The sequence below is a fragment of the Streptomyces sp. NPDC004561 genome (assembly GCF_053602155.1).
This window is the reverse complement of record NZ_JBSGDB010000814.1, coordinates 1-2,226: the sequence shown is the minus strand read 5'-3', so window position 1 is coordinate 2,226 and position 2,226 is coordinate 1. Positions and strand designations below refer to the sequence as shown.

Below are 2,226 nucleotides of genomic sequence, written 5' to 3'. Positions count from 1 at the left end.
GGACCGTCGTGCGGCCCGTTCCGGTGGCCCCGCGCAGCACGACCAGCCGGCCCGCGCCCGACCGGGCGCGCCCGGCCTCGGCCGCCAGCAGCGCGAGGGCCTCGTGGTGTTCCGGCGGTCGCGACATGTCTGCCTCCCCAGGCTGATCACTCGCCCGTTGAGATGCCCGTACACGCCTTGCGGGTTCTGTAAGGGCGGTCACAGGGGGCCTCCGTGGTCGTTGTTCGGCCGATCTCGTGGTGCTGCTCGTGGTCCTCCACGATTGCCCGCACCACATCCGCCCCGGGAGTGTGGACAGCACACGCCCGTCAGCGACCCCACAGAGGTGACGGGCACGTGGACATGGGGGAATCGATTGCTCAGCTCATTACGGACCCCGCACCCGGGAATGGCCGGCTCGGGAGAGCGGATACCCGTGGCGGTGCACGCCGCCGACCCGATCTCACGGGAGGGCGCGCTCAGCCAGCTGCGCCGGTATCCGGAGATCGATCTGCGCGACGAGGCCGACACCGGCCCCGGCACGGTGGCGCTGCTCCTCGACGACGCGCTCGACGAGGCGGCGCTGACCCGGTTGCGCCGGGTGGTGCGCAGCGAGGGCGCGCGGGCCGTGCTGGTGGTGGGCACCCTCAGGGAGTCCGAACTGCTCGACGTCATCGAGTGCGGGGTCGGCACGATCGTGTGGCGCCGCGAGGCCACCGCGACCCGTCTGGTGCAGGCCGTGCTCGCCGCGGCGCGCGGCGACGGTGACCTGCCCGCCGATCTGCTCGGCAGGCTCATCAGCCAGGTGGGGACGATGCACCGCAGCACCGCCGGTCGTCCCGGCGCGCCCGCCTCGGGCCTGACGGCACGTGAGGTCGATGTCATGCGGCTGGTCGCCGAGGGGCTCGACACCGGGGAGATCGCCGGCAAACTGTCCTACTCCGAACGCACGGTCAAGAACGTCGTGCACGGCCTGACGACACGACTGCACCTTCGCAATCGCGCACACGCCGTGGCCCATGCCCTCCGGGAAGGCTACATCTGACCGAACAGGCAGACAGGGCCGCCCCCTTGGGCAACCGCCGGTGCCCGTGGGGCGTCCCCGGCGCGCCTGCGCGACGGCCGGGGCAGACGGGACGATGAACGGCAGGCAGGGCTGAGCACGGCAGGGCGGGAGCGCAAGGGTGATCCACGAGGTGGACGAGGTGCTCAAGCGCCTGCTCACCGGCGGCGCGCTCGCCGGATCCGGTGTCGACGTCTCCTTCGACGCGCCGACCCGCGACTGGGCCGCCCGCCGCAACGCGCCCGCGATCAACGCCTATCTCTACGACATCCGCGAGGACGTCCACCGCCGCCAGCGGGGGCACATGCCGGTGCGCGACGAACACGACGCGATCGTGAAGCTCCGGCAGCCGCCGCGGTGGTTCCGGCTGTCGTACCTCGTGACGGCCTGGACGAAGCAGCCGCAGGACGAACACCGGCTGATCTCGGCGGTGCTGGCGACGCTGATCCCCAAGGAAGTGCTGCCGGCGAGCGAACTCCCCGGCTCGCTGGGCGCCCTGGGCATGGCGGTGCCGGTGTCGGTGGCCGGCATCCAGACCGAGTCGCGTTCGCTGGCGGAGATCTGGTCGGCGCTCGGCGGGGAACTGAAGCCGTCCCTGGACGTCGTGGTGACGGCGCCCTTCCCGGCGTATCCCGAGTACGACGCCGGGCCCCCGGTCACCGAGGGTGCCGCGGTCCGGGTCCGCGGTCTGGACGGCGCCCCCGAGGAGCCCGAGGAGCGCGCGCACCGCCCGCGGCAGGTGGCGGCGGCGAAGGAGGCCCGCCGGGCGGCGGCCCGGGCCCGCAGGCTGGGGCCGGCACGGTGACGGCGGACACCACGGCGAACGGACGGGCGACGGAGAAGACCCCGGACGACGCCCGGGCCCGCGGCGCGTCACGTGCCGCCGCCGAAGCCTCCGACGCCGCGCACGCCGGTCCTCTGCTCGGCCGTCTCGCGGTGCTGCGCGACCGGGCCGCCGCGCTGGTGGAGCACCGGTCGGCCGACGACCCCACGGCCGGCGACCCGTTGCGCGGCCTGTACCTCTCGGAGGAGGCCGTACGGCATCTGCTGCGCCCGGTGGAGCCGGCGCCGGCGTACCGCACCGCGCGCGGGGGCACCGGCGAAAGATAGGAAGAGCGTCGTGTAGTGAAATAGTGTTTTTCTCAACGTTTAGTTATCGGTGGTGGGCGTAAGATATAAATATT

The 2,226-nt window shown here is 72.8% G+C and carries 3 protein-coding genes; all 3 read left to right on the top strand.

Translation table 11 applies throughout. The features are described 5' to 3' along the window. The first annotated feature begins 388 nt into the window (after positions 1 to 388). The 3 genes from ACWEN3_RS45635 to ACWEN3_RS45625 all read left to right on the top strand — a co-directional run bounded on the left by ACWEN3_RS45635 (position 389) and on the right by ACWEN3_RS45625 (position 2,152). Positions 389 to 1,024: a helix-turn-helix transcriptional regulator gene (locus tag ACWEN3_RS45635; protein ID WP_452984241.1), complete on the top strand. Its 636-nt coding sequence runs from the start codon at positions 389 to 391 to the stop codon at positions 1,022 to 1,024. 139 nt (positions 1,025 to 1,163) lie between these two features. Beyond that, entirely contained in the window at positions 1,164 to 1,847 is a 684-nt protein-coding gene (locus tag ACWEN3_RS45630; protein WP_452984239.1) for a DUF4255 domain-containing protein, read from the top strand. After that, positions 1,844 to 2,152, top strand: a complete 309-nt coding sequence (locus tag ACWEN3_RS45625) for a hypothetical protein (RefSeq protein ID WP_452984237.1) — start codon at positions 1,844 to 1,846, stop codon at positions 2,150 to 2,152. The genes ACWEN3_RS45630 and ACWEN3_RS45625 overlap by 4 nt, the downstream gene beginning before the upstream one ends. Positions 2,153 to 2,226 lie beyond the last annotated feature (74 nt).

Bases quoted from the DNA above. Each gene is read 5' to 3' on its own strand.
- ACWEN3_RS45635 (WP_452984241.1), top strand. From the start codon at position 389: ATGGCCGGCTCGGGAGAGCGGATACCCGTGGCGGTGCACGCCGCCGAC.